This window comes from Halorussus aquaticus (assembly GCF_024218795.1).
GTDB lineage: Archaea > Halobacteriota > Halobacteria > Halobacteriales > Haladaptataceae > Halorussus > Halorussus aquaticus.
In genome coordinates this window covers 1225571-1251032 of sequence record NZ_CP100400.1, presented here as the reverse complement: position 1 = coordinate 1251032, position 25462 = coordinate 1225571, and the positions used below count along the sequence as shown (strand labels likewise).

Here is a 25462-nt window from a genome sequence, read left to right as displayed (position 1 = left end):
ATTCATTAGGCAGGAAGTACCTTCAAGTCTTCCCTTCAATACTAAACGCAGAAACGTCCCACTACGTTTCATGTGGGAGCGGTTATCAGGGCGTAACGACAGTGTTCCTGCCGGATAACGGCCTGTTTCGGCGGGCGTTCCGACCGTTCCACCGAACTTCTTAAACCCGACCGGGGGCTACGATAGGGTGGCAGAGGGAGCCGAGTTCCCGCGGGGGCGTCGGCACTCGCCGGTGCCCGCGTGAGGAAAGTCCCCCCACCGTCCGGGCGGGCGACCGGACGCAAGTCCGGAGCGGGAGACCGCTGGCTCTGGAACAGAAACGAGACCGCTCTCCTCGACCGATGAGGTGCGCGAACCCGAACCGAACGAAGGCTCGCGCCGAGTAAAGGAACGGGGAGTTGACCCACCGAGGGACGCGCGGCGGACGAATCGCCGCGCGAGCGTGCTGGCACTGCCAGTGCGCGGACGGGAGAGAACGGATGGAACGGCGAATCCTCGCCGGTGCAAGTCCGCGCGGATTAGGTAGCCCGGACGACCGCGCGGACGCTCAGCCGAATACTCGGACGAACAGAAGGGGGCTTACTCCCCTCAGCCGCTTTCAGTACGAACAGCACCGCAGGTGTCTCGTTTCGTCCCGCCGTCGCGTGCTACCCCAGTGCGACGATCAGGAGCGCGAGTGCCCCGAGTATCTCGGCGGCTACCACCGTGACGGCGGCCCCGATCTTCAGGACGCTCATCTCGACTCCCATCTCGATGGCGCTCATCAGCCTTCACTTGGGAGCCTTTCACAATAATACGGACAGATGGTTCGGTATTGTTTGCGATTACGACCGATGCGTAACGCAATGAACGCTGCTGAACTGTTCCGTGCCACCGGAAACGTGCACATAATATGATAGAACACGCGATTACCGCGGTTTTAATAACTGAATCGGCCTTAGTTGTTAATAACTCCTAGTCTAGACCGGTTTACTGACAGAGCAATTAATAACGCTTCGACGACTACTAGCGACCAATGACGACAGACGAACGCGAACGGACAGTCCGGGTATCCGTCCCCGAGATGGACTGCCCGTCCTGCGCCGGGAAGGTGACCGGCAGCGTCGAGCGACTCGACGGCGTGCGCGACATCGACCCGGCACCGACGACCGGCACGCTCACGGTCACCTACGACGGCGAATCGACCGACCTCGCGGCCGTCCGCGAGCGCGTGGAAGCCGCCGGGTACGCGGTCGAAGGCGAGACCGGAACCGACCGAGAACTCCGACTGTCGGTGCCCGAGATGGACTGCCCCTCCTGTGCGGGCAAGGTCGGGAACGCCCTCGACGGCGTGGCGGGCGTCGAGTACGAGACCCGGCCAGCGACCGGCGAAGTCCTCGTGACCGGCGACGCCGACCGCGAGCGAGTCGTCGCGGCCGTGGAGGCCGCGGGCTACGAGGTCGAAGGCGCGACGAGCGAGGGCAGCGGCCCCGACGTGGCCGAATCGGCCGAAGTCTGGACGAGTCCGCGCGCGCTCAAGACGTGGACCGGCGGCGTCCTCATGCTCGCGGGACTCGTCCTCGAATTCCTGCTGACCGGCGCCGACGCGCTGCTGTTCTCCGCGGTGGGCCGCGAGTTCCACGTCTCCTCGGTGCTGCTCCTGCTCGCTGCCGGGGTCGCGGGACAGGAGATTCTGCGGAACGGCTACTACTCCGCGAAGAACCTGAGCCTCGACATCGACCTGCTGATGGGCGTCGGCGTCCTCGCCGCGGTGGCGGTCGGCCTCTACTTCGAGGCCGCGACGCTGGCCGTGCTCTACAGCGTGGCCGAACTCCTCGAACGCTTCTCGATGGACCGCGCCCGGAACTCGGTCCGGGAACTGATGGACCTCTCGCCCGACACCGCGACCGTCAAACGCAGTGATGCGAGCGGCGGCGGCGTCCGAGAGGAGACCGTCCCCGTCGAGGACGTCGCGGTCGGCGAGACGGTCGTCGTCCGCCCCGGCGAGAAGATTCCCGTCGACGGCGACGTGCTGGAGGGAACGAGCGCCGTGAATCAGGCCCCAATCACGGGCGAGAGCGTCCCCGTGGACAAGTCGCTCGGCGACGAGGTGTACGCCGGGACGGTCAACGAGGAGGGCTACCTCGAAGTCGAGGCGACCGCGGAGGCCGACGAGACCACCCTCTCGCAGGTCATCGAGTTGGTCGGCGACGCCCAGCGCGACCGGACCGACCGCGAGCAGTTCATCGAGACGTTCGCGTCCTACTACACGCCGGTCATCGTCGTCGCGGCCCTGCTGACCGCCTTCGGGCCGCCCCTCCTGCTCGACGGTCCCTTCCGCGAGTGGTTCGTCCGCGGTCTCACGCTGCTCGTGGTGGCCTGTCCGTGCGCGTTCGTCATCTCGACGCCCGTCTCGGTCGTCTCGGGCGTCACGAGCGCGGCCCGGAACGGCGTCCTCGTGAAGGGCGGCCCGCACCTCGAATCCATGGGCGCGGTCGAGGCCGTCGCCTTCGACAAGACCGGGACGCTGACCGAGGGGAACCTCGCGGTGACCGACGCGGTCCCGCTCAACGGTACCGACGAGTCCGAACTGCTCCACTGCGCGCACGACCTCGAACGCCGGAGCGAACACCCCATCGCGCAGGCCATCGTGGCGTACGCTCACGAGACCAGCGACCCCCACGACGAGGCGGGCGAGGACAGACCCATCGAGAACTTCGAGAGTCTGACCGGGAAGGGCGTCCGGGCCGACCTCGGCGGCGTGACCCACTACGCCGGAAAGCCCGCCCTCTTCGAGGAACTCGGGTTCGACTTGGGCCACGTCCACCTCTCGACGGACGGCGGTGAGCGAACCACCGGTTCGCGAGCCTCGTCGGACCGCCGGTCCGACGGCGGCGAAGTCGTCGCGGAGGCGGCCGCCGGGAGCAAGTGCGACGACCGCGAGGACTGCCTCGACCTGCTCGCGGACGTGGTGCCCCGGTTCCAGCGCGAGGGCAAGACGGTGGTCCTCGTCGGCACCGAGGACGAACTGGAGGGCGTCCTCGCCATCGCCGACGAGGTGCGCCCGGCCGCGGCCCGAACGGTCGCCCGCCTGCAGGAGTTCGGCATCGAGTGCGTCATGCTGACCGGCGACAACGAGGGCACCGCTCGCGCGGTGGCCGAAGAAGTCGGCGTGGACGAGTTCCGGGCCGAACTCCTCCCGGCGCAGAAAGTCGAGGCCGTCGAGGAACTGACCGAGAAGCATGGCACGGTGGCGATGGTCGGCGACGGCGTGAACGACGCGCCCGCGCTGGCCGCCGCCACGGTGGGAGTGGCGATGGGCGCGGCCGGGACGGACACCGCAATCGAGACGGCCGACATCGCCCTGCTCGGCGACGACCTCCGGAAAGTGCCGTACCTCTACCGACTCTCGCGGAAAGCCAACCGCGTCATCCGGCAGAACATCTGGGCCAGTCTCGCGGTCAAGGCGGTGCTGGCGGTGGGTGCGCCCCTCGGACTCGTCTCGGTGGCGGTGGCCATCGTCGTCGGCGACATGGGGATGAGTCTGGGCGTGACGGGTAACGCGATGCGATTGGCGCGGGTCGAACCCGAGGAGTAGACCGCCGTCGCTACCCGTCCAACGCCGGATGGGAGTTCCGAATTTCTTCGATTAGTTCGCGCACGTCGTCGTTGGCCTCGTCGTCGGGCGTCAGCGGGCGCTTGCCGTCGAAAATCTCGTGAACTTCGGCCACGCTCTCGGCCAGCGTGTCGAGTCCGTACCCGCCTTCGAGGACGAACCCGAGGGCGGCGTCGGTCTCCGCGGCCGCGTCGCGGACGCGGTCGGTGAGCATCCCGTACCCGTCCGTCGAGACCCGCATCCGGGAGATGGGGTCGTGGCGGTGGGCGTCGAACCCTGCGCTCACCAGCAGGAGGTCCGGGTCGAAGTCGCGCAGCGCCGGAGCGACCAGTTCGTCGAAGGCGTCGCGGTACTCGGGGTCGCCCGCGCCCGCGGGGAGCGGAACGTTGAGCGTCGCCCCCGCCCCGTCGCCCTCGCCGGTCTCCTCGACTTCGCCCGTCCCCGGATAGAGACCCTCCTCGTGGAACGAGGCGTAGAACACGTCGCCCGCCTCGTAGAAGATGTCCTGCGTGCCGTTTCCGTGGTGGACGTCCCAGTCGAAGATGGCGACCCGAGCGGCGTCGGTGTCGTCGGCGTCGATGACGTGGCGGGCGGCGACGGCGACGTTGTTGAAGAAACAGAATCCCATCGCGTCGTCTTCGACCGCGTGGTGGCCCGGCGGCCGCCCGAGCGCGAAGGGGGTGTCTCGGCCGTCGTCGCCGTCGAGGGCGGTCTCCGCGGACCAGCAGGCCAGTCCGGCTGACTTGAGCGCCGCCTCCCACGTCGCCGCGACCGCCACGGTGTCGGGGTCCCAGTTCCCGCCGCCCGACTCGCAGAACTCCCGGAACTCCGCGACGTAGTCGGGGTCGTGGACCGCCTCGACGCCGTCCCGCGTGGCGCTATCGGCGTTTACGTACTCGACGCTGTGCTTGCGCGCCAGTCCCTCTTGGATGGCCCGGAGTCGGTCCGGATTTTCGGGGTGGCGCTCGCCGGTGTCGTGAGCGAGACATGTTTCGCTGTAGCCGAAGTTCATAATTACGGGTCGGTCGCTCCCGACCGGGGGAGGAACTCGGTAGTTGGTAGCACGTGTTTCATTGGTGCACAGTGGAATTTAACCGCTTCGCTCCCCGCGGCATTTCGACGCGCTCGAAACGAGGCGTCCGCGGGGACTCACTCGAACAGTTCGAAGTACGTGTCGATATCCTCGGCCTTAACAGTTCGCCGGTCGGCGTGGCGCGCGAGGACGGCGGCCGCTTCGGCGACGTTGTCCGCGTAGTCCTCGAGGATGTCCGCCAGCGCGATGCGGGCGTCCATGGCGACCCGGTAGCTGTCGTCGATTTCGAGTCGGGCGATGCGGTCCACCGGAGCGACGGGGAGTTCGAGACTCTCCTTGTCCACCACCTGCTCGACGCCGAAGTCCTGACTCATCAGCGTCTTGCGACCGTCTGCGGTGGCGTGTTCGGCGGCATCGACCGCGAGTTCGGCCCCGTGACGTTGAATCCGCCGGGCCAACTCCTCGGCGGCGTCCGCGCTGACTCTGAGTTCCCCCGCGTTCCGTCTGATTATCGTGTCTATCGGCGCGAACGGTAACTCGACGCTCATACCAGAATCCGGGAATCTCGCGCCCTTAGTTCTTTCCAAAGCGTCTTTCGAGGAACCAGAGACGGTTTTCGAACGCGGGGTGATTCCCGGCCGTAGAAACCGAACGACCGCCCGCGACCCGACGCGTCCGTTCGACCCGCGGGTCCCGTCTGTCTGCTCGTGTCCCATCAGTACAGAACCAGAGCGGTTCGCCCCACGCTCACCGGTCGGTCGGCCGAAACCACTCGGCTGTAAAGCAGGTCCGTAGTCCGCGGTTAGAACACGTCCTCGGCGTCGAGGGTCCCGTCTCGGAGTTCGCCGCGCGCGGTCACCTTCTGTCCGAGGGTCACGTCGGCGCCCGACTCGACGCTGACGGTCTCCTCGCCGTCGTCCAGAATTATCGGGTCGCCAGCCTGCACGACGGTTCCCGTGAACTCGACGAACTCGCCGTCGGCGTCGTCACCGTCCGCGCCGGAAGCGGCGTCTGCGCCAGCGTCGGTGCCGCCTCCGTCGTCGTCGCCGAAGGCGTCGAGACCCGTCCCGCTGCTCGCGCCGTCGCCGTCATCGCCGGTGTCGCTCTCGCCACCGCCGACGGACGGGTCGGCCTCGCCGAGGACGGTCACGGTGGACTGCCACCCGGCGGAGCCTTCGATGTCGTCCTCCCAGCCGTCCTGAATCTCGATGTCGGCCAACTGAATCTCGTCGCCGGGCGCGATGTCGATGTCGGCCTTCTCGCCCCAGAGCGCGACCCGGAGGTCGCCGGTCTCGTCCTGAACGCGGACGTTTCGGACCTGCCCCTCCGACCCGTCGTCGCGGTCGAAGGTGCGCTTGGGGTCGGTCGAGCGCACGACGCCGCCGATGTCCACCTCGTCGCCGATTTCGAGGTCGCCGATGTCGGCGGTCTCGGGCACGTACTCCACGTCCTCGTCTATCTCCTCGACCGCGCCGCGGTTACCGACGTGGAGTTCCAGACTCCCGTCGCGCTCCCGGACGTAGCCGTCCACGACCTCGACCGAGACGCCGGGGTCGAGTTCCTCGGCGCGGTCGGTGCGTTCGTCCCAGAGCGTCACTCGGATGCGGCCGGTGGAGTCGCCGAGTTTGAGGTTGGCGACCTTCCCCTCCGACCCGTCGTCGCGGTCGAAGGTGCGCACCTCGTCGGTGTCAAGCACTTTGCCGCGGAGGTTCACGTCGGAGAGACCCAGCGAGAGGTCCTCGACGCGGTAGGTGTCCTGAACCTGCACGTCGACGTCGGTCTCGTCGTCGGCCTCGGCGTCGTTGACGTTGACCTCCACGCCGTTGTACCCCTCTTTCGGTCGCCCGGAGATGCGGAGAGTGTCGCCGACTTCGAGTTCCTCCTCGCCCGCGTCGGCCTGCTTGTCCCAGAACGTGATGCGGATGGAACCGGTCTCGTCGGCCACCTCGACGTTCAGTACGCGGCCCTCGTCGCGGTCCTCGTCGTCGCGCTCGAACGTCCGAACGTCGCCGACGCCGACCACTTTGGCGACGAACTTCACCTCTTCCATGCCGGGTTCGATGTCGGCGATGCTCTCGACTTCGCCGCCCTCCTCGTCCATCTCGTGGGCGATGAGCATCGCGGCGGTCTCCTCGTCGGCGAGACCGCCCATCTGCTCGACCTTCTCCTCGACCGCCTCGCGGAACTCCTCCAGAGATACGTCGGCGTCGAGGTCGGCGTAAACGTCCTCTATCGCGCCCATAATCGTATTGCACGGAAGGGGTGGCCCGCGCTTAAGTATTGTCTTTGTCGAGAGCGCGCTCTCACCTCGGTCGCGTCGGTCGGTTTTCGACGCGAGGTCCGCCCGGGGTCGGGGACTGGTCGTCGATTGGTCACGGTCCGAGTTGGTCGCCCGTCCGGACATAAACCTTCGCTCGGCGCGGCGTCCGGCGTGCGGTCTCGGCGGCCCGACGCTACCCCGTCGCTGCGCTCGCCGTCACCCCGATTCAGCGGTCGTGACCGTCGTCGTGTCGCCCATCGCCTCGTGGACGACCGACACGCTCGCGGGCACAGCGCCGTCGAACGAGAACGTCGCCTCGTACTCGATTTCCACGATGCACTGGGCGCACGCGTCGGCCCCGCCCTTCTGCACCGAGGCGACGGTCACGTCGAGCGTCCCGCTCTCGGGGTCGTAGCTCGCGTCGGCGAGTTTCGCGGTGTAGCACGTGTTCGACCCCGAAATCGTCCCCGTGACGGTGACCGACCCCGGGGAGAACTGGACGCTGGCGTCGCCCGCGGGTTTCCCGCACTCGGCCGTCGCGGGTTCGAACGAGGAGTCGGTCAGCGACGATTGCTGGCCGTCCGTGGTTCGGTCGGCCGGTTCACCCTCCGTGGTCGTCTCCCCGGCCGTCGTGGTCGATTCGGTGGTGGTCGAATCGCCCTCGCTCCCGGCGAGGTCCTCGTACTGGCCGAGACAGCCACCGAGCGAAACCGCACCGAGAACTCCACCGAAACGTGTGAGCATCTCCCGTCGGTCCATACTGACTCCAACGCGACACGGTTTCAAAGTCTTCACGAATGCAAAAATAGCGATTTGTCTTTGCGTCTCTGTGTCACCCGCGTAAGCAGACCGTAACCCCTATTAGTGGAACCGGCCAACGTAGAGTTGAGTCCTGATAGGGTAGTGGACTATCCTCTTGGCTTGCGGAGCCAGGGACCGGAGTTCAAATCTCCGTCAGGACGTTTCTGCCGCGACGCAACGACGACGAGCGTAGCGAGGAGTCCGCGTCGCGGACACTCCAACTACGGAGATTCGAGCAGACCAGATGCATGCCCGCGCAGCGAAGCGAGCAGGAACATCTGGACGAGTTCAAATCTCCGTCAGGACGTTTTCACGGAGCAAGTCCGCGAGAGTCTTCTGTGGCTCTCGCACTGCTGCACCGCGGAACTACCATCTGTCGCTATCTGCACCACCTGCGGTTTCGAATCCCGAAGACCCTTGCTGTCGAATCCCGAACTCACCAGCGATGAGAGACCACCTCCGGGCCGGTATCGCCATCTACAACGACGGCGAGTACCACGCGGCCCACGACGCGTGGGAGGACCACTGGCTCGATTTGGAGTCGGGCACCGACGACGAGCGGTTTCTCCACGGCCTGATTCAGTTCACGGCCGCGGTCCACCACGCCCACGACGCGAACTGGACGGGCGTCCGCGGTCTCGCCGAGAGTGGCGCGGCGTACCTCGCCGCCCTCCCGGCGGACTACCGAGAGGTGAACGTCGGCGAGGTGCGGACGTACCTCCGGGCGGTCGCCGCCGACCCGGAACACGTCGAACGCGCCGCGCCGCCGCGCCTGACTCACGAGAACGTGGCGCTCAGACCCGAAGACCTGCGCTTCGAGGCGGCCGCGGTCGCCGCCGCGGTGCTGGCCGAGGAGTACGGCTACGACGAGGAGACCGTCGAGAAGGCGGTGACGTACGCCCGCGAGGACCTCGACGACGAGAAGGCGACCAGTCAGTTCGTGACGTTCGTGATGGACTTCGCACGCGACGCCGCGAATCGAGGGATAATCTTCCAGCGAATGGCGGGCGTGGTGGGCAAGCGCGACCACAGAGAATCGGACGTGGAAGGCCTGTTCGACTGACGCGCGGTCAGTCGTCCGTCTGGCTCTCGGCCGCGTTTCCGGTATCGTCGGCGTTCTCGGCTTCGTCTCCGTTCTCGGTCTCGTCGTCCGCGAATTCGGCAGAGTTGTCCTGCGGGTCGTACCCCAGCACCTCCTTCGTGCGCTCGATGGAGTAGTACTTCCGGTCGTTGTCCGAGATGCCGTAGACGATTTCGAAGTCGTAGTCGGCCCGGATACAGCGGTCGAAGAGGTGGGCGCAGTCCCGGTGGGAGAGCCACATCGCCTGCCCGCGCTCGTAGTCCTTGGGCGGGTGGTTCTTGGTGAGGTTGCCGATGCGGACGCAGACGACGCTGAGGTCGTACTCGTCGTGGTAGTACCGACCCAGCACTTCGCCGGTCGCCTTGCTGACGCCGTAGAGGTTGCTCGGTCGGGGGAACTCGGTGCCGTCGAGTCGGTAGTCGTCGTCGCGGCGGTACATCTCGGGGGTGCGCTCGTCGGTCTCGTACGCGCCGACCGCGTGGTTCGACGAGGCGAACGCGACCTTCTCGACGCCAGCGTCGATTGCGGCCTCGAAGACGTTGCGCGTGCCGTCGATGTTGTTCGTCAGGACGCTGTTCCACGGCGCTTCTGGACGTGGGTCGCCAGCGAGGTGTACGACCGCGCCGACGCCGTCCATGGCCTCCCGGACGGCCTCCTCGTCGGTGATGTCTGCGACGACGAACTCGTGGTCCGTGTCGCGGGTCGGCGGGTCCCGGTCGAGCAGTCGCCACTCGTACTCCGCCGAGAGGTCCGAGAGGATGGCCTGCCCGACGCGGCCTTCCGCGCCCGTAAGCAGGACTGGGTCGTCCATTCAACTGAAGGGAGGGAAGCAGGTGATAAGTAAGGTGCGATTCGCTCGGACCTGGACCGAGAACGTCTTGTCGATGGCCGTCCGCAGGTCAGTCGTCCGCCGCGAACTGCGGGAGCAACTTCTCGCGCCCGAGGTTCACCGCGAACGCGAGCGCGACGATGCCCATCACGGCGAACCAGCCAGCGAGCACTTTGTCTCCGGCGATAAGTTGCTGGAGACTGTTGTACTCCGCGAAGAGACCGAGGAGCGACAGCGCGAGGGTTCCGAGAGCGTAGGCGACCACCGCGAGCGCCTCCGACCCCAGTTCCGTCAGGAGTTCGTACATCACCCCGACGGACGAACTCGGCGTGTAAAGGGGTTTTGCGTTCGGGAGGTTCGGGAACCTTTTCTCGGCCGAACATGCTGTTCGTCGATTTGGAGATACTCGGCGCGCTCCTGCCGCCGCTGGTGTTCGGCGTTATTCTGCCGCTGACGGAGTGGGAATCGAGTAGAAGAACGGGTAGAAAAACCGAATGGAGAGAGTTTCAGGCGAGTCGCGCGAACGCCAGATTCCCGCTGATGTTCTTGATGTAGATCTGCACCACGTCGCCCTCCTGTGCGCCGGGGACGAAGATGGTGTACTTGCCTTTCTCGGCCACGCCGTCGCCCTTTCGGCCGGTGCCTGTAATCTTGACCTCGTAGGTGGCTCCCTCCTCGACGGCGTCCCGGTTCTGGTTCTGGGTCGAGGTCGAACGCTTGGTGACGGGGCGGAACGCACCGCAGGCGTCACACCGCAGCATCAGGTTGCGGTTCTCGCGGACGAGGCGGGTGTCCGGCAGGCCGCACTCCGAACAGAGGACGAACTCCTGCACGTAGCTCTCGAGGGCGGCGTCGAAGTCGGACCCCGAGAAGGTCCCGTTGTACCGGGCGCGGCCGTCTTCGAGTTTCCCGTTGGTCCCGAGTTCGCGCTGGAGCGCGCTGTGGAGGTGTTCGGTGTCGCGGCCGAGCGCGTCCGCGACGTCGCTCAGGTTGGTGAATCGCGTGAACGCGCCGTCCTTCTGGGCGTCCGCGTCGGGGTAGCTGAATCGGTCGCTCTGCTCTTCGAAGTCGGGCGTCGCGTCCATCGCTCTGTCGAGATTCGCTGAATAGTCCATGGGCGAATGAGGTGTTGGACGTTAAAAGGTATTCCGTGATGGTCCGGCGCAAAGACCGGGCGGCTTTTCTCGCAGGCCCGCTTGGTCACGACCATGGACTCCAGCGACGCCGATTCAGGGGGTCGAGAAGCCCCCACTTCGGACCCCACCGACCGCGACGCGGCCTGCTTCGAGGCGGGCATCAAGTTCGGTGCGCTCTACCACCAGTTCGCCGGGACGCCCGTCAGTCCCGAGAGCGCCCCCAGCCTCGAAACCGCGATGGAGGACGCCATCGAGAACCAACCGTTCTGCGAGCGCGTGACCGTCGACATTCTGACCGAGAAACTGGCGGCGGAGATGACCGGCGGGTACACGGAACTCACGGGCCGGTTCGTGGAGGTCGAAATCGTCGTGGACCACGAGGGCGTCGAAGTCGTCACCCGGATGGAGATGGAGGACGGCTACCCGCTGATGAGAATCGACTCAGTGAGCGAACCGTAGGACGCGAAGGCGTCCGCTCGTCCGGTTCTCGAAACCGCGCGGTAACTGCGAACGACGCTCGTCGCCGACTGACTTGACCGCGAGAGGAGGCCGACCGAATCCGTCTGGGCCCCGGTTACGACGGACTCGGCGTCTGAACGTGGGACAGGTACGCCGTGATGTCCGTCGTCGTGATGATGCCGACGACGCCCTCGGTCTCGTCCACGACCGGCATGTGGTGAAAGCCCTGTTCTATCATCGTGTCCGCGACGTCGCGTATCTCGGCGTTCGCCGTCGTCGTCGTCACGTCGGTCGTCATGTAGGTCTCGACCGTCGCGTCGGCGGCCCACCGCTGTTCGGCGGCGATGTGGACGAAGTCCGTTGCGGTCAGGATACCGGCGAGTTGGCCGTCCTCGTCCGTGACGAGGACCGACCCGATGCGCTCGTCTATCATCTTCTCGGCCGCGACGTGAACCTCGGTGTCCGGCGAGACCGTCTCGACGGGGGACGACATGAGTCGTCCGACGAAGATATCTTCCATGGGCGTTCCTTTTGCGGCCTCGCTGATAAGTATTCGGTCGATGGGGGTCAAATCTTTCGGCGTCGTCCCGTGCGAGTCACGGAGATACGAGCGCACGAGGCGCTCGCGGTGGTGCTCGTCACAAAAGGTAGCGGGCTGGAAGGGATTTGAACCCCTGACCGTCTGGTTAAAAGCCAGACGCTCTGCCTAACTGAGCTACCAGCCCTCACTCTCGCTTGCGGGCGACGCGGGTTAAACGTTTACTATTTCCCGGAAACTTTACCCGCACCCCGTCAGTCGATTCGCGCATGAACGAGTTCGCCCGTGAACGCGACGACGACCTCCGAGAGTTCGCCGAGGAACTCCTCCGATTCGACACCACCCAGCAGAACGAAGCGCCCGCGCAGGCGTACGTCCGGGAGCGACTCGACGAACTCGGCTTCGAGACCTACGAGTGGACTGCCGACGCCGAGGAACTGGCCGCCCACTCCTCGTTCCCGGACGACCCCAACGAGATTCCGGTCGCGGACCGGCCGAGCGTCGGCGGCGTCCTCGAACTGGGGGACCCTCAGAGGGGTCCCACGCTCGTGCTGAACGGGCACGTGGACGTGGTGCCGGTGGCCCGCGAGTCGTGGTCGAGCGACCCGTTCGACCCGACGTGGGACGGCGACGGCGACGAGGAGACGCTCACGGCGCGCGGCGCGGCGGACATGAAGTGCGGTCTCTCGGCGTGCGTCTTCGCGGCGAAACACCTCGAAGCGTCGGCCGACGAGTCCCTCGACGGACGAATCGTGGTCGAGAGCGTCGTCGGCGAGGAGGCGGGCGGCATCGGCGCGGCCGCGGCCGCGCTGTCGAACCCCTACCCCTTCGAGCGCGACGCCGCGATAATCGCCGAACCCACCGACCTCCGGCCGGTCACGGCCTCCGAGGGGAGTCTGATGAAGCGCCTCCGCCTCACCGGTCGGTCGGCCCACGCCGCGACACGGTGGCGCGGCGTGGACGTCCTCCCGTACTTCGAGGAGATTCGGCGGGCGTTCGCGGCGTTGGAGACCGAGCGCGGCGAGGACGTGACCCATCCACTCTACGAGGACTTCCCGGTGCCGTGGCCCGTGGTCGTCGGCCGGGTCGAGGCGGGCAGTTGGGCGTCGTCGGTCCCGGCCGAGTTGACGGCCGAGCTTCGAATCGGCGTCGCGCCGGGTGAGACTGTGGCGGAGGTCGAAGAGGTCTTCGAGCAGCGCCTCGCCGAACTCGTCGCCGACGACGAGTGGTTGACCGACCATCCGCCGGAGTTCGAGCGGTTCTCGGTCCAGTTCGAGGCGTCGGAAATCGACGCCGACGAACCGGTCGTCGGGGCGGTCCAGCGCGCGATGGCGGCGAACGGACTCGACGACGCCGACCCCCGCGGAGGGACCTACGGCGCGGACGCGCGCTGGTACATCGAGGCCGGAATCCCGACCGTGATGTTCGGTCCGGGGTCCATCGAGCAGGCCCACTTCCCCGACGAGACGATTCCGTGGGCGGAGGTGCTGACGGCGGGAGAAGTGCTGGCCGACGCGGCGGCGGAGTTCCTGCGGTAGCGTTCGACGCTCAGGAGAGGTTCTCGTCCAGCGCCTCGGCGACCAGTTCCTCGGGGGCGCGGCCCTCCATCGCCGCGGTCCGGCGGAGTTCCCGGTAGGTGTCGCCGGGGAGCGTGAGCGTGAGTTCGCCCGGCGTCACGCCGTGGTCTGCCAGTGCGTCCTCGACCGGGGTGCCGCCGTTGACCTCACTGGCGACCGACCGGACCTCCCGGACGGTCAGGTCGCCGTCGAGGACGGCCCACGCGAGTTGGAAGCGCTCCTCGCCGCCGACGCGGGCGATGTGCTTGGCCGCGGTCGGCGCGACGTGGCCCATGGCGACGTAGCGACGGATGGACTGGGGCAGGTCGTGGACGCGCGCCCACTTCCGGATGAACGCGACCGTCACGTCGCCGCCCGCGCGCTCGGCCGCGGCCTTGTACGACCCCTCGCCGCGAACGAGCGCGGCACACGCCGCCGCCCCCCGGAGCATGTACACGTTGTCCTCGCCTCCGGCGGTGTTCTCGGCGAACTTCCCGACAGTCTCGGCGGCCGCCGCGACGCTCTCGGGGTCGGTCGGGTCGAACGCCTTGGCCTGCTCGGCGTCCTGTCCCGTGACCGTCTCGTCGCCGCGGACGACCGGTTGGCCGACCGGCGACTCGCGGTCGGTCGGCGGCCCGTCGTCGCCTCGCTGTTCGCTCATCGGTCCTACGGTAGTTCTCACCGGGCAAAAATCCGCGGGTCGGAACAATGGTCGCCAGTGGCGCCAAAACCGCAAGCGGGCAGACAGGTCAGCGACCGGCGGAAACCGCTTTCCGCGTCCGTCGCGTCGCCACTCCCGTGGGACTTTTCAGCCGACTCACCGAGCGACGCCGTACCGGCGACGAGGGGGACTACGTCTGCACGCTCTGCAGGGCGACGTTCGAGGAGCGCTCGGTGGTCGTGTGTCCGAAGTGCCGGGGGTTCGTAGTGAAGCGCCGAGAGTAGGTCCTCAGTCCTCCCGCCAACGCTCGCCGTCGGCCCGGTCACGCCACTCGCGCTGGTACTTCTGCTCGGTGACGTGGTTCTCCCCGTCGGCCAACTGCTCGCGGACGGACGCCTCGAACGCCGAGACGGTCGCGAGGAACTCCGCCTCGAAGGCCTCGACCAGTTCGTAGGTCCACTGGTCGCCGACCACTCCCGCGGGGAGGTGGACGTCTCTGAGTTCGTCCGCCAACTCGTCGTGGCCCGCCGCTCGAAGTTTCTCGCGCGCGGCGTCGAACCGGTCCATCCCGCGGCCGACCTGATGGTGGCAGTCGAGCAGGCGGCCGTACCCCCGGCGGACGTGTTCGATGCCGACCTGTAGTTCGTGGAGCGCCTCGCGTTCGGCGTCGGTCAGGTCCCGAGCGGTCGAGTCGCTGTCGGACGGTTCTCGCTCGCTCGTCCCGGAATCGTTGCCCGGCATACTCGACTCGGGGGTCCGTATCGCCATAGAGGTTCTTGCCGCGGCGGCGATGCCTTTCAGTGACTGCCGACCATACACGGACTCATGTCACCGAATCGCGGCGAGTGGGCGGCGGAACAGATGCCCGAGATGGACGACCGGACCGTCGTCGTCACCGGCGCGAACAGCGGTCTCGGCTACGAAGCGACCCGCGCGTTCGCCCGGAAGGGTGCCCACGTCGTCATGGCCTGCCGGAGCGAGGACCGCGGCGAGGACGCCAAGCGACGACTCCGGAGCGAGGACACGGAGGGCGGCCACCGCGGGTCGCTCGAAGTGGCCGAACTCGACCTCGCGGACCTCTCGTCGGTCGAGTCGTTCGCCGAGTCGTTCGGCGACACCCACGACGAGTTGCACGTCCTCTGCAACAACGCGGGGGTGATGGCGATTCCGCGGCGCGAGACCGAGGACGGGTTCGAGATGCAGTTCGGCGTCAACCACCTCGGCCACTTCGCGCTGACCGGCCTGCTCCTCGACCGCCTTCGCGAGACGCCCGGCGAGACGCGGGTCGTCACCCAGAGCAGCGGCGTCCACGAGAGCGGCGACATCGACTTCGCGGACCTCCAGCACGAGGACTCCTACGACGAGTGGGACGCCTACGCCCAGAGCAAACTGGCGAACGTGCTGTTCGCCTACGAACTCCAGCGCCGACTCGAGGACGCGAGCGCGGACGTGACCAGCGTGGCCTGCCACCCGGGGTACGCCGCCACGAACCTCCAGCGCCGCGGTCCCGAGATGGCGGGGTCGACCCTCCGACTCTGGGCGATGAAGGCCGCGAACGCCGTCCTCGCCCAGTCGGCCGAGCGGGGCGCGCTCCCGATGCTGTACGCCGCCACCGCCCCGCAAATCGAGGGCGGAGAGTACGTCGGTCCCGGCGGGTTGATGAACATGCGCGGTCCGCCGAGCGTCCAGCAGTCCAGCGACGTCTCCTACGACCGGGAGCGCGCCGAGCGACTCTGGGAGGTGTCCGAGGACCTGACCGGCGTGACCTACGACCTCAAAGCGGCCACGTCAGCGGGGTGAGAGAGGTATCGAACCGCAAACCGACGGCACGGAAGGAAGAGAGACCCGACCGTGATAGTTTTTCCCAGTTCCCTCAGCGATGTTCTAAGAACGACGTGTAGTAGACCAAAATAACTATACTCGCAGTCTTTATCGGAACACGTATGGACTGCTCTGTAGGACTGGTCATCCCTGCCTACAACCCCGATTCTGATATTCTTCGGGACTACATTGTCGAGGTCACTTCGGTACTCGCTCCGGACGAGATACGGGTCGAACTCGACGGCGACATCGAGGCTCCGATCGACGACCTCGACGTGACGGTCAATCACTCGGCGACGCGGCGGGGGAAAGGTGCCGCTATCGTCGATGGGTTCGAGAGTCTGTCTCCCGACGTGGACATCGTGCTGTTCGCCGACGCCGACGGAAGCACTGCCGTGGAGTCGCTTACGGAGTTGGTTCGCACGCTACAAACGACGGACGTCGACATCTGCGTCGGGTCGCGTCGTCATCCGGACGCCACGATAGCGTCCCACCAGTCGGTTTTCCGACGCCACCTCGGTGACGTATTCGCGTGGACCGCTCGCCGATTCCTCGACGTTTCACTCTACGACTACCAGTGTGGCGCGAAGGCGCTCACCACCGACGCTTGGCGGGACGTGAGGGACTACATCAACGAGCGCGGGTTCGCGTTCGACCTGGAACTGATCGCGATAGCGGCGGCACTCCGACTGACTATCGAAGAGGTACCGGTGACGTGGGACGATAATCCGGACTCGACGGTGGATCCCATTCGAACGACCGCAGACATGCTCCGGTCACTCGTCTCCGTCCGAAACAGGTCGAAACGGATCGGTAGCGACTCCGCTTCCGTGAGCGGCGGGAGAGACGACACGGCGGCACTCACCGATGATTGAGGCACGGCGGGTCGTTCGGTCGCTTCTCGCGGGGAGACGCTTCGGGCAGTTCCTGTCGGTCGGAGCCTTCGGTGCGGTCGTCGATAACATCGTACTCGCCAGCGTCGTCGAGATGACGACGGTCCCGACGTTGGCCGCGAAGGTGCTGAGTGCCGAGACGGCGATCGTCATCATGTTCCTGATAAACGATTCGTGGACCTTCGACGAGTACGGCCGCCGCTCGTTCGGTTCGCTCGTCCGTCGGTTTCTGAAATCGAACGTCGTCCGGACCGGCGGAGTCGGGGTCGCGGTGTTGGTACTCCACGTCCTCCACAACGTGTTCGGACTCTGGTACCTGCTGGCGAACGTCGCCGGAATCGGAGTCGGGTTCGTCGTCAATTACGTGTTCGAGTCGATCTTCACGTGGCGAGTGGAAGAGACGTAGCGACGGACGGAGATGAAGTGCCGAATGACCGGACGCGACGGGCGGTCGTCACGCCGTCGCGCGATGGACGACGCAACCCAGCAGTGCCGCGAGAAACCCGAGCAGGGGGACCGACGCGAACCCGAGGAGCGGGCGAACGACTCCGATCACGTCGGCGACGAACGGCGACGGAAGCGAGAGGGCTTGGAGCGCAGTGGCGAACTGTTCCGGCACGAAGATGACGTTGATGAGGACTAGCGAGACTCCGAATATTGCGCGGCGGCGATGGTCGTGCGTCAGGTAGTAAAGTACCACGAGTGGGAAGTAGATGAACACCCCGTAGATTAGCTGAGGCGGGACGAGAATCACCATTACGACCAGTGTCGCGAGAAACGCGACGAGGTCGTCGCGTACCCCCGACACACCCGCGTAGACGTATCCCAACACCGGAAGCAGCAACACTAGAGAGAGGACGAAGTAGCCCGAAACGTCCAGCGACGGGAAGACGTTCGCGAGCGGCCGCATCAGCGTGACGATGTAGAGGTCCTCGGAGGGAGGCGTCGACGCAGAGAGCGTCCCCGTCTTGATACCGCGGTTGGTTACCAACCAGACGAAGTAGTTCCGGGTCAACTCGTAACCGAAGACGAGGGCGCCGACGAGCATCCCACCCACGCCGACGGCGATGGCCGAGAGGGCCGCCCGCCACGCTCGGCGGGAGAGCAGATAGAGACCGAGAAGTCCGGGGAACAGCTTCGGGATAGCGGCGACGGCGAAGGAGGCCCCGGCGGCCAGTTGCTCGTTATCGGCGAGTCGTCGGTAGCCGAACACGAGCAGCGCGAGCAGGAGGAGGTTGATTTGGCCTAACGAGAGGGCAGCGAGCGAGCAGGCCGAGAACAGGAAGAAGAGTCCGATGAGGACCGAGTCAGTCCGAGAGAGCGAACGGTGGGTCCGAATCGTTTGGACCGCCGCCCACGCGGCGTAGCTAGCGGCGACGAGCGAGACGACCAACTGAATACCGTACGCGATGGTGAACGGGAACAGCGTGTAGACGGCGAAGTAGAGGAGCGTCACCGGCGGGTAGATGAATTCGCCGTGTTGACTGGAGTACTGTTCGTTCAAGTAGAGTGCGTCCCCGTCGAGAGCCGCCTTCGTACCGTAATAGTAGGCCTCGAAGTCACCGGCGACGACGTCCGAAAAGAGAACGTGCCCCACGAGTGCAGCCAGTCCGAGGCCGAGACTGAGAACGAGCGGAATTCGAACGAGCCAGCGACGCAGCGCAGGATTCCGAAGCCAGCTGTTCACTGACGTAGTGTTTCGGGGAAACATCTATTCTGACAGTCCGAGATTCCTTCATGGATAGTTTAAGTAATTTGGTTTCGAGCCGGGCGAAACGAACGGAGCGCGACGAGAGGTCCGGAACGGGAACGACGTTCGTCGTGCGGTAGCAGACACCGGAGCTAGCCCCGAATCGGTCCGACGTTTCGGCGGGTCGAAGGCGAAGGAACCGGTCGAAGAGGACCGACCCGAGAGTCGCCGACGGGCGGAAATCAGCAGGTATTTTGCGGACTCCCCCATAGACGCGCCGGGATGTTACTACAGGGAACGGTCGTCGCGGACGCCGAGACGGTGGTCGAGGACGGCGCGGTGGTCGTGGAGGGCGACGAGATTGTCGCCGTCGGCGACCGCGAAGAACTGGTCGAGACGTACTCCGGGCACGAGCGCGCGGAGTACGACCTGCTCGCGCCGGGCGTGGTCGGCGGACACGTCCACTCCGTCCAGTCGCTCGGCCGCGGTATCGCCGACGACACGGCCCTGCTGGACTGGCTGTTCGACTACGTGCTGCCGATGGAGTCGTCGCTCGACGCCGAGGGGATGCGGGTCGCCGCGGAACTTGGCTACCTCGAACTGCTCGAATCCGGCGTCACGACCGCCATCGACCACCTGTCGGTTCGCCACGCCGACGAGGCGTTCGAGGCCGCGGGCGAGTTGGGCGTCCGCGCCCGGATGGGGAAGGTGCTGATGGACACCGAGTCGCCCGACGGCCTGCTGGAGGACACCCGAGAGGGACTGGACGAGACCGAGCGCCTGATTCGGAAGTACCACGGCACGCACGGCGGGCGCATCCAGTACGCGGTCACACCGCGCTTCGCGGTGAGTTGCACCGAGGAGTGCCTGCGAGGGTCGCGCGAACTCGCCGACGAGTACGACGGCGTGCGCATCCACACCCACGCCAGCGAGAACCGCGACGAGGTCGAGACGGTCGAGGAACGGACCGGCCGCCGGAACATCCACTGGCTGGACGAGGTCGGCCTGACCGGCGAGGACGTGGTGCTGGCCCACTGCATCTGGACCGACGAGTCCGAGCGCGAGGTGCTGGCCGAGACCGGCACCCACGTCACCTACTGCCCGTCCTCGAACATGAAACTCGCGTCGGGCATCGCGCCGATCGTGGACTACGTGGACCGGGGCATCAACGTCGCGCTGGGCAACGACGGCCCGCCCTGCAACAACACGCTCGACCCCTTCACCGAGATGCGACAGGCCAGTCTGCTTCAGAAGGTCGAACACCTCGACCCGACGACGACCCCCGCGCAACTCGTCTTCGAGATGGCGACCGAGAACGGTGCGAGAGCCGCGGGCTTCGAGAACGTCGGCCGCCTCCGACCGGGGTGGAAGGCCGACGTCGTGGGCCTGACGACCGACGTGACCCGCGCCGTTCCCCTCCACGACGTGTTCTCGCACCTCGTCTTCTCCGCCCACGGCGACGACGTGGAGTTCACGATGGTGAACGGCGACGTCGTCTACGAGGACGGCGAGTTGCGGACGGGCGACGCCGAGGCGATTCGGCAACGGGCGCGCGAGTACGAACTGCCAATCAGTGCGGAGTAGCTCCGTATCGTCCGAACGCTCCGGCGTCCGAACCCGGAGTTCCGTCTGCTCCGACTCCCGTCCGCGCGTACTGCCTTCCGACTCGGAGGGGTGTCGGATAACCTGTACTCCGATTCGGACTGTTCCATAGATTCTCCTCCGATTCGAAACGTCGTTGCGTCTGCTGGTTAGGAGCGTCCGAAGTCGAATCCTAAGATTATTAATGATAGCATCGGGACTGGACTGATACGATATGTATCTAACCAGAGACTATGAGAGCGGTGTCAAAACCGGCTCGCGACCGGCGCGCGAAGTCGGGTCCGGTGACGACCGCTTCCAGCCCTCCGACACGGACGCACCCTCCGAAGGATGGAGTTCAGAGCGACCGGCCGACCGGAGGGCGGCCAGATGACGAAGACGCAACTGTTCACCTGCCTCGTAGTCCTGCTTTCGGCGGTCGGTACCGGTATCGTCCCCCACGCGGTGAACGCTACGCCGACCGACGACGCCGCGGCCGTGGACGCGCCCGCCGCACAGACCGCCGCCCCGACGCTCGTGACGGTCCGGACGGAACTCAACGAGACCCAACCCGAGGTCGGGTCGAACTTCACCCTGACGACGCACGTGGAGAACGTAGACGACGGGGAGGGGAACGTCTTCGTCGAGAGCGTCGAAATCCGCCGAACCCCCGACGGCGACGGCGACGACGTGGTCGCGGAGGATACCCCGAGAAAACGCCTCTGGTCGGGCGACAAACTCCAGAACCGTCAATCGCTCAAACTCGACGAGACGGGCGACCACTCGCTCTACGTTCGCGTCGAGTTCCGACACGAGAACGGTGAGAACTACGAGGTCGTCCAACCGGTCGACATCACGGTGTTCGACCCCCATCCCCTGATGGCCGTCGAAGCCGAATCGACCCTGCCCGGCAGTCGGACGACGCTGAACGTCTCGCTGACGAACGGCGTCCGAGAGCCGATTCGGAACGTCGAGCTACAGGTTCGGAGCGACGGGGTGTCGGTGAAGGACAACCGGCGAAACGTCGCCCAGCTAAAGGGAACGGCGACCGAGACGTTCTCCTTCGAGGTGAGCGGCGAGACGTCCGGGACGGTGAACCTGACGGCGGACCTCGAATACACGACCGCCAACGGGACCCACCGGTCGGTCACTCGGACCCTCACGCCGACGCTGACGGAACTCTCGAACCCCGGAGCCGTCAATCTCACCGGCATCTCCGTCTCCAAGCGGGGCCAGACCCTCCAGGTGACGGGGAGCGCGAGCAACGTCGGCACGACCGACGTGCTGAGCGTCGTCGTCAGCGTCCAGTCGAACCCGAACGTCGTCCCCGGTCAATCGACCGCGGAGTACTTCGTCGGAGAGATTCCGTCGAGCGACTTCAGTTCGTTCAAAGTGCAGGCGAACCTCGACTCGAACGCCTCGACGGTGACGGTTCCGCTTCGCGTCAGCTACATCGTGGACGACGTGCGTCGCGTGCGGACGGTCTCGCTGACCTACGACGTGCCCCGGACCGCTCCGACGAAGTCGTCCGACTCGGACTCGTCGCTTCCGCTGACGGCGATAGGCGGCGTCGCCCTCGTCGGAGTGGTCGCGCTCGTCGGCGGGTGGAGGTGGTTCGGTGGTGACTGACGACGGTCCCGTTACGGCCGACGATAGTTCGGCCACACCCGAGAGCGGCCCTGTTACGGCCGACGACGGCTCCGTCCCCTCCGAAAGCGGTCCGGTCGCGGACGCGGCCGAGGCCGAGACCGACCGGCAGGGGTCGGCGGTCATCCGGTCGCGCAACCTCGTCAAGGAGTACGAGTCCGGCGGAGAGGTGTTGCGAGCGCTGAAGGGCATCGACCTCACGGTTCGGTCGGGCGAGTTCGTCGCCATCGTCGGTCCGAGCGGGAGCGGTAAATCGACGCTGCTGAACCAACTCGGCCTGCTCGACACTCCCACGGAGGGCACCGTCACGGTCGAGGGCACGGCAGTGAGCGACCTCTCCGTCGCCGAGCGGACGCAGCTCCGCAAGCGGACCGTCGGGTTCGTGTTCCAGAACTTCTACCTCATCCCGACGCTGTCCGCCGTCGAGAACGTCAAGGTTCCCCGGCTACTGGAGCGCGACCGGCGAACCACCCACCGGCGGGCCACGGAACTGCTCGAACGAGTGGGACTGGGCGACAGACTCGACCACCTGCCGAACCAACTCTCCGGCGGACAGAAACAGCGTGTCGCGGTCGCCCGGTCGCTCGTCAACGACCCCGACCTCCTGCTCGCCGACGAACCGACCGGCAACCTCGACCGCGACACGGGGTCGCAGGTACTCGGGGAGTTCGGTCGCATCACCGACGAGGGCGTCGCCGTGGTCGCCGTCACGCACGACGAACAGGTGACCGAGTTCGCCGACCGAACTATCGAGCTCGTGGACGGGAATCTCCGATGATCGACTGGCTGTTCGAGCGCTTCCCGCTGGCGATGCTTGCCCGCAGGAACCTCGCTCGCGCCAAGACCCGGTCGGCGCTGGCGATGCTCGGCGTCGTCATCGGCGTCGTCGCCATCGCCTCGCTGGGCGTGTTCGGCGTCGCGTTCAAACTCTCGTTCCTTCAGGGTGCGACGTTCGGAAACACGGTCCTAGTGTTCCCCGGCGAGGACGCCGACAGGGTCCTCTCCCAGAGTCAGGTCTCGAAGGTGAAGTCGTACGTGGACGGCGACGACGACGTGTACGCGCTGAAGCAGCGCCGAGAGAGACTCACGCACCTCCGGCAGTCCGGCACGGTCTCGGTTTACGGCGTGGAGGGCGCCCGAGAGCGCCTCTCGCCCGAGCGGGGGACGATACCCGACGCGTGGCGCAAGCAGGTGTTGGTCGGCGCGGAGACGGCCGACACCTACGATATCGGTCCCGGCGACAGCATCACGCTCGGCGGGGAGTCCCACCGCATCGCGGCCGTCCTCGAAGACCAACCGCGCGGCGGCGCGTTCCAGAGTCTCGACGACGGCGTTCTCGTCCCGATATCGACGTTCCCGGGCGACAACTACACGCAGGTCCAGATTCGAGCGGACTCCCCGACGGAGGCGAACCAGACCGCGGTGATGCTCCGCAACCGACTCGGGTTCGGCCGCGAGGACCGCTACCGCATCATCGACTTCAAGGACTCCATCGAGCGGTTCAACCAGCAGATGTCCACTATCAACCTCTTCCTGCTCGGCGTGGGCGGCATCTCGCTGCTGGTCGCGGGCATCTCCATCCTGAACGTCCAGTTGATGAGCGTCATCGAGCGCCGCGAGGAGATCGGCGTGCTCCGGGCGGTCGGCTACGGCCGGTACGACATCCTGCGACTCATGCTCGGGGAGTCGGCGCTCCTCGGACTCGTCGGCGCGCTCGTCGGTGCCGCGCTGAGCGTCGCGCTCGGCCTGCTCATCAACCTGCAACTCCTCGGCGACCCGTTCGCGTTCACGTCAAAGGGGTTCTGGTACATCGGTCTCGGGTTCGCGTTCGGCGTCGGCGCGGCGGTGATAAGCGGTCTCTACCCCGCGTGGAAGGCCGCCAACGAGCGCCCGGTCGAGGCGCTCCGAGACTGACCGGCGACGGTTCGGCGTCGCCCCTCGGTCGGTCGCCCGAACGGACTCACGCGCCGTTTCTGGCGAGAGCCGAAGATTCGGGTCGGTGGAGTTCGTCAGACAACCGCTAATTTGGACAAAACATTTGCGCCGCGGTTCACAACGGTTCGACATGAGGATACGACGGTTCGCAACCGAGAATCTCGGGTACGCTCTTCTCGGTGGCCCGGTGTTGGGTATCGCGACGTTTCTCGTCGGAGCGGCTCTCTTCGGCACGGTGCCCGGAATCGGGTGCGCCGTCGTCGTGTACGGTCTCGGCTGGGCGCTGGCAGTTCGGCAATCCGAACGAGAGACCGAGAAACCGACACCGGACTCGGACGACGAGCGAACCCGCCGCGAAAAGGAACTGGAGATGCAGAAAGGGAGCTTCGGTGGGGACGGCGGCGGGTAGCGTTTCCGCATATTGTCTATTGAGCCGCCGATTCTGCGCCCTACGCGTTATTCTGCGGTAACGCGCTCCCCGAGTTCCGGGGCGGTCGCGTCGAACCCCGCCTCGCGGAGTTCCTCGGCGAACGCCTCGCACCGGTCGCCGTGGTTCACTAGAATCTCGGCGTCGCGGTACGAGTCGAGGAAGTCGCGCAGACCGTCCCGGTCGGCGTGCGCCGAGAAGTCGTACGCCTCGGTCTGCGCGCTGACCGGCATCACCCGGCCGTCGATTTCCGCACGGCCCCTGTCGAGCAGTTCCCGACCGGGCGTCCCCTCGACCTGATACCCGGTGAAGGTAATCTTGTTCGTCGGGTTCCCGCGGATTTCGGGGACGTACGTCATCGCCGGACCGCCCGAGAGCATCCCGCTCGTGGTCACTATCGCCGTGTTCTTCTCGGCGATGCGCTTGCGCTGTCCGTCTCGTCCGGTCACGAATCTGGCGTGGGACTTCGCCCGTTGGAGCGCGTCCCCGTCGCGCAGGAAGTCGGGGTACCGGCGCGCAATCCGAGTCACTCTCTGTCCCATTCCATCGACGTAGCAGTCGATGTCGTGGGTCTCGCAGACCATGAGCATCTCCTGCGTCCGACCGATGGCGAACGCGGGGACGACCACGGTGCCGCCCTCCCAGATGGTCGTGCGCACGCTCTCGGCGAATCGCTCCTCGACGGCCTCGCGGGGGTCGTGGTCCACGTCGGAGTACGTCGATTCCGTGATTACCACGTCCGCCTCCGGCCGCGCGGTCGTTCCCGACAGGAGTTGGGTGTCCTCGGTGTGGAAGTCGCCGGTGTAGAGCAGGCGGGTCTCGCCGTCGTCATCGGACTGCGTCCGATTGCCCGAGGGACTGCGTCCCTCGCTGTCGACGAGGACGTGCGCGCTCCCCGGGATGTGGCCCGCGTCGTAGAAGGTGACCTCGTACCCGGCGGCCTCGAAGGTCTCGCGGTAGCCGTGGGTCTCCGAGACCTGCGAGAGGCGTTCGATTTCGGCCTCGGTGAACGGGCAGTCGTAGCTCCCGCCGTGGAGTTTGAGGGTGTCGCGGGCCAGCACCGTAGCGAGGTCCCGCGTCGGCGGCGTCCAGTGGACCGGCGGCCGGGCGTCGCCCGACAGCAGGGAGGGGACCGCCCCGACGTGGTCGAGGTGGCCGTGGCTCACGACCACGGCGTCCGGGTCGGGGTCCCCGACCGGGAAGGAGGGCGGGTTGCCGGTGGCCATCCCGTAGTCGAGCAGGAGCGAGTCGTCCACGAGGACCGCGCTCCGCCCGATTTCGCGGGCACCACCGAGAAATTCGACGTTCATTACCGGGGGCTACTCGGTGCGAGCCTTTTCGTCCGTCGGTTCCGACACGCGAGCAAGCAGACGCACTCTCGAATGGGGAACTGTACCCTCGAAAGTCCTCGGCCCTTTCAGTCCGCCAAGAAGGTGCGTCCCTCACCCAGCGAGAGCAGGCGGTTGCGTAGATTTGCGACCGAAGACTGCTTCGAGACGGTGAGAAGACTTATTCCGCG

General features: G+C 66.4%; 25 protein-coding genes, 2 tRNA genes and 1 other RNA gene. 15 read left to right on the top strand and 13 right to left on the bottom strand.

Annotated elements, in window-relative coordinates; genetic code table 11:
- Window positions 1-189: 189 nt before the first annotated feature.
- Window positions 190-594: RNase P RNA component (rnpB, locus tag NGM06_RS06505), an RNA gene on the top strand.
- Window positions 595-1015: 421 nt separating this feature from the next.
- Complete coding sequence (locus tag NGM06_RS06500; protein ID WP_254269497.1) at window positions 1016-3577, top strand: heavy metal translocating P-type ATPase; 2562 nt, start codon at window positions 1016-1018, stop codon at window positions 3575-3577.
- 10 nt (window positions 3578-3587) lie between these two features.
- Here the strand turns inward: NGM06_RS06500 and NGM06_RS06495 are convergent, their stop codons facing one another.
- The 4 genes from NGM06_RS06495 to NGM06_RS06480 all read right to left on the bottom strand — a co-directional run bounded on the left by NGM06_RS06495 (window position 3588) and on the right by NGM06_RS06480 (window position 7647).
- Window positions 3588-4607: a histone deacetylase family protein gene (locus NGM06_RS06495; RefSeq protein ID WP_254269496.1), complete on the bottom strand. Its 1020-nt coding sequence runs from the start codon at window positions 4605-4607 to the stop codon at window positions 3588-3590.
- Window positions 4608-4744: 137 nt separating this feature from the next.
- Window positions 4745-5176, bottom strand: a complete 432-nt coding sequence (locus tag NGM06_RS06490) for a histone (RefSeq protein WP_254269495.1) — start codon at window positions 5174-5176, stop codon at window positions 4745-4747.
- A 254-nt stretch (window positions 5177-5430) separates the two neighbouring features.
- Complete coding sequence (locus tag NGM06_RS06485) at window positions 5431-6870, bottom strand: single-stranded DNA binding protein (RefSeq protein WP_254269494.1); 1440 nt, start codon at window positions 6868-6870, stop codon at window positions 5431-5433.
- Between the two features lie 234 nt (window positions 6871-7104).
- On the bottom strand, window positions 7105-7647 hold the full coding sequence (locus tag NGM06_RS06480; protein ID WP_254269493.1) for a hypothetical protein: 543 nt from the start codon (window positions 7645-7647) through the stop codon (window positions 7105-7107).
- A gap of 130 nt (window positions 7648-7777) precedes the next feature.
- Between NGM06_RS06480 and NGM06_RS06475 the strand changes: the two genes are divergently transcribed.
- Window positions 7778-7850: transfer RNA gene (locus NGM06_RS06475), tRNA-Arg, on the top strand.
- Between the two features lie 284 nt (window positions 7851-8134).
- Window positions 8135-8752, top strand: a complete 618-nt coding sequence (locus NGM06_RS06470) for a DUF309 domain-containing protein (RefSeq protein ID WP_254269492.1) — start codon at window positions 8135-8137, stop codon at window positions 8750-8752.
- Window positions 8753-8759: 7 nt separating this feature from the next.
- Here NGM06_RS06470 and azf read toward each other — a convergent pair whose 3' ends face one another.
- The 3 genes from azf to NGM06_RS06455 form a co-directional block, all read right to left on the bottom strand.
- The gene (gene azf, locus NGM06_RS06465; protein WP_254269491.1) at window positions 8760-9581 is read right to left on the bottom strand and encodes an NAD-dependent glucose-6-phosphate dehydrogenase Azf; all 822 of its coding nucleotides are present in this window, start codon (window positions 9579-9581) and stop codon (window positions 8760-8762) included.
- Window positions 9582-9669: 88 nt separating this feature from the next.
- Complete coding sequence (locus tag NGM06_RS06460; RefSeq protein ID WP_254269490.1) at window positions 9670-9906, bottom strand: DUF8151 family protein; 237 nt, start codon at window positions 9904-9906, stop codon at window positions 9670-9672.
- Window positions 9907-10105: 199 nt separating this feature from the next.
- Window positions 10106-10714, bottom strand: a complete 609-nt coding sequence (locus tag NGM06_RS06455) for a translation initiation factor IF-2 subunit beta (RefSeq protein WP_254269489.1) — start codon at window positions 10712-10714, stop codon at window positions 10106-10108.
- Between the two features lie 93 nt (window positions 10715-10807).
- On the opposite strand from NGM06_RS06455, the gene NGM06_RS06450 reads away from it, so the two are divergent.
- The gene (locus NGM06_RS06450; protein ID WP_254269488.1) at window positions 10808-11194 is read left to right on the top strand and encodes a dihydroneopterin aldolase family protein; all 387 of its coding nucleotides are present in this window, start codon (window positions 10808-10810) and stop codon (window positions 11192-11194) included.
- A 115-nt stretch (window positions 11195-11309) separates the two neighbouring features.
- On the opposite strand, the gene NGM06_RS06445 is transcribed toward NGM06_RS06450, so the two are convergent.
- The gene (locus NGM06_RS06445; RefSeq protein WP_254269487.1) at window positions 11310-11714 is read right to left on the bottom strand and encodes a CBS domain-containing protein; all 405 of its coding nucleotides are present in this window, start codon (window positions 11712-11714) and stop codon (window positions 11310-11312) included.
- A gap of 131 nt (window positions 11715-11845) precedes the next feature.
- Window positions 11846-11919 (bottom strand) — tRNA-Lys (locus tag NGM06_RS06440).
- An 82-nt stretch (window positions 11920-12001) separates the two neighbouring features.
- Here NGM06_RS06440 and NGM06_RS06435 point away from each other — a divergent pair.
- Window positions 12002-13270 (top strand): M20/M25/M40 family metallo-hydrolase, encoded by a 1269-nt coding sequence (locus NGM06_RS06435; RefSeq protein ID WP_254269486.1) that lies wholly within the window; start codon window positions 12002-12004, stop codon window positions 13268-13270.
- A gap of 10 nt (window positions 13271-13280) precedes the next feature.
- On the opposite strand, the gene NGM06_RS06430 is transcribed toward NGM06_RS06435, so the two are convergent.
- A complete protein-coding gene (locus NGM06_RS06430) occupies window positions 13281-13949 on the bottom strand; it encodes a DUF7119 family protein (protein WP_254269485.1) in 669 nt (222 codons plus the stop codon).
- 137 nt (window positions 13950-14086) lie between these two features.
- Here NGM06_RS06430 and NGM06_RS06425 point away from each other — a divergent pair, with 137 nt between their 5' ends.
- Window positions 14087-14233 carry a hypothetical protein gene (locus NGM06_RS06425; protein WP_254269484.1) on the top strand — a complete coding sequence of 49 codons (147 nt, stop codon included), beginning with the start codon at window positions 14087-14089 and terminating at the stop codon, window positions 14231-14233.
- Window positions 14234-14237: 4 nt separating this feature from the next.
- Here the strand turns inward: NGM06_RS06425 and NGM06_RS06420 are convergent, their stop codons facing one another.
- Entirely contained in the window at window positions 14238-14690 is a 453-nt protein-coding gene (locus tag NGM06_RS06420) for a hypothetical protein (RefSeq protein ID WP_254269483.1), read from the bottom strand.
- Between the two features lie 84 nt (window positions 14691-14774).
- Here NGM06_RS06420 and NGM06_RS06415 point away from each other — a divergent pair, with 84 nt between their 5' ends.
- The 3 genes from NGM06_RS06415 (at window position 14775) to NGM06_RS06405 (ending at window position 17069) form a co-directional block, all read left to right on the top strand.
- Window positions 14775-15749, top strand: coding sequence for an oxidoreductase (locus NGM06_RS06415; protein ID WP_254269482.1), 975 nt, complete (start codon window positions 14775-14777; stop codon window positions 15747-15749).
- A 143-nt stretch (window positions 15750-15892) separates the two neighbouring features.
- Window positions 15893-16645 (top strand): glycosyltransferase, encoded by a 753-nt coding sequence (locus NGM06_RS06410; protein WP_254269481.1) that lies wholly within the window; start codon window positions 15893-15895, stop codon window positions 16643-16645.
- Window positions 16638-17069, top strand: a complete 432-nt coding sequence (locus tag NGM06_RS06405) for a GtrA family protein (RefSeq protein ID WP_254269480.1) — start codon at window positions 16638-16640, stop codon at window positions 17067-17069. Before NGM06_RS06410 ends, NGM06_RS06405 begins: the two co-directional genes overlap by 8 nt.
- 48 nt (window positions 17070-17117) lie before the next feature.
- Here NGM06_RS06405 and NGM06_RS06400 read toward each other — a convergent pair whose 3' ends face one another.
- The gene (locus NGM06_RS06400) at window positions 17118-18260 is read right to left on the bottom strand and encodes a glycosyltransferase family 87 protein (RefSeq protein ID WP_254269479.1); all 1143 of its coding nucleotides are present in this window, start codon (window positions 18258-18260) and stop codon (window positions 17118-17120) included.
- A 375-nt stretch (window positions 18261-18635) separates the two neighbouring features.
- On the opposite strand from NGM06_RS06400, the gene NGM06_RS06395 reads away from it, so the two are divergent.
- The 5 genes from NGM06_RS06395 (at window position 18636) to NGM06_RS06375 (ending at window position 23925) form a co-directional block, all read left to right on the top strand.
- The gene (locus NGM06_RS06395; RefSeq protein WP_254269478.1) at window positions 18636-19937 is read left to right on the top strand and encodes a 5'-deoxyadenosine deaminase; all 1302 of its coding nucleotides are present in this window, start codon (window positions 18636-18638) and stop codon (window positions 19935-19937) included.
- Window positions 19938-20285: 348 nt separating this feature from the next.
- Complete coding sequence (locus tag NGM06_RS06390; RefSeq protein ID WP_254269477.1) at window positions 20286-21563, top strand: COG1361 family protein; 1278 nt, start codon at window positions 20286-20288, stop codon at window positions 21561-21563.
- A 142-nt stretch (window positions 21564-21705) separates the two neighbouring features.
- Window positions 21706-22359 carry an ABC transporter ATP-binding protein gene (locus NGM06_RS06385; protein ID WP_254269998.1) on the top strand — a complete coding sequence of 218 codons (654 nt, stop codon included), beginning with the start codon at window positions 21706-21708 and terminating at the stop codon, window positions 22357-22359.
- On the top strand, window positions 22356-23495 hold the full coding sequence (locus tag NGM06_RS06380) for an ABC transporter permease (protein ID WP_254269476.1): 1140 nt from the start codon (window positions 22356-22358) through the stop codon (window positions 23493-23495). The genes NGM06_RS06385 and NGM06_RS06380 overlap by 4 nt, the downstream gene beginning before the upstream one ends.
- A 151-nt stretch (window positions 23496-23646) precedes the next feature.
- Window positions 23647-23925 carry a hypothetical protein gene (locus NGM06_RS06375; protein WP_254269475.1) on the top strand — a complete coding sequence of 93 codons (279 nt, stop codon included), beginning with the start codon at window positions 23647-23649 and terminating at the stop codon, window positions 23923-23925.
- Window positions 23926-23972: 47 nt separating this feature from the next.
- Here the strand turns inward: NGM06_RS06375 and NGM06_RS06370 are convergent, their stop codons facing one another.
- Entirely contained in the window at window positions 23973-25253 is a 1281-nt protein-coding gene (locus tag NGM06_RS06370; RefSeq protein WP_254269474.1) for an MBL fold metallo-hydrolase, read from the bottom strand.
- Window positions 25254-25462: the final 209 nt, after the last annotated feature.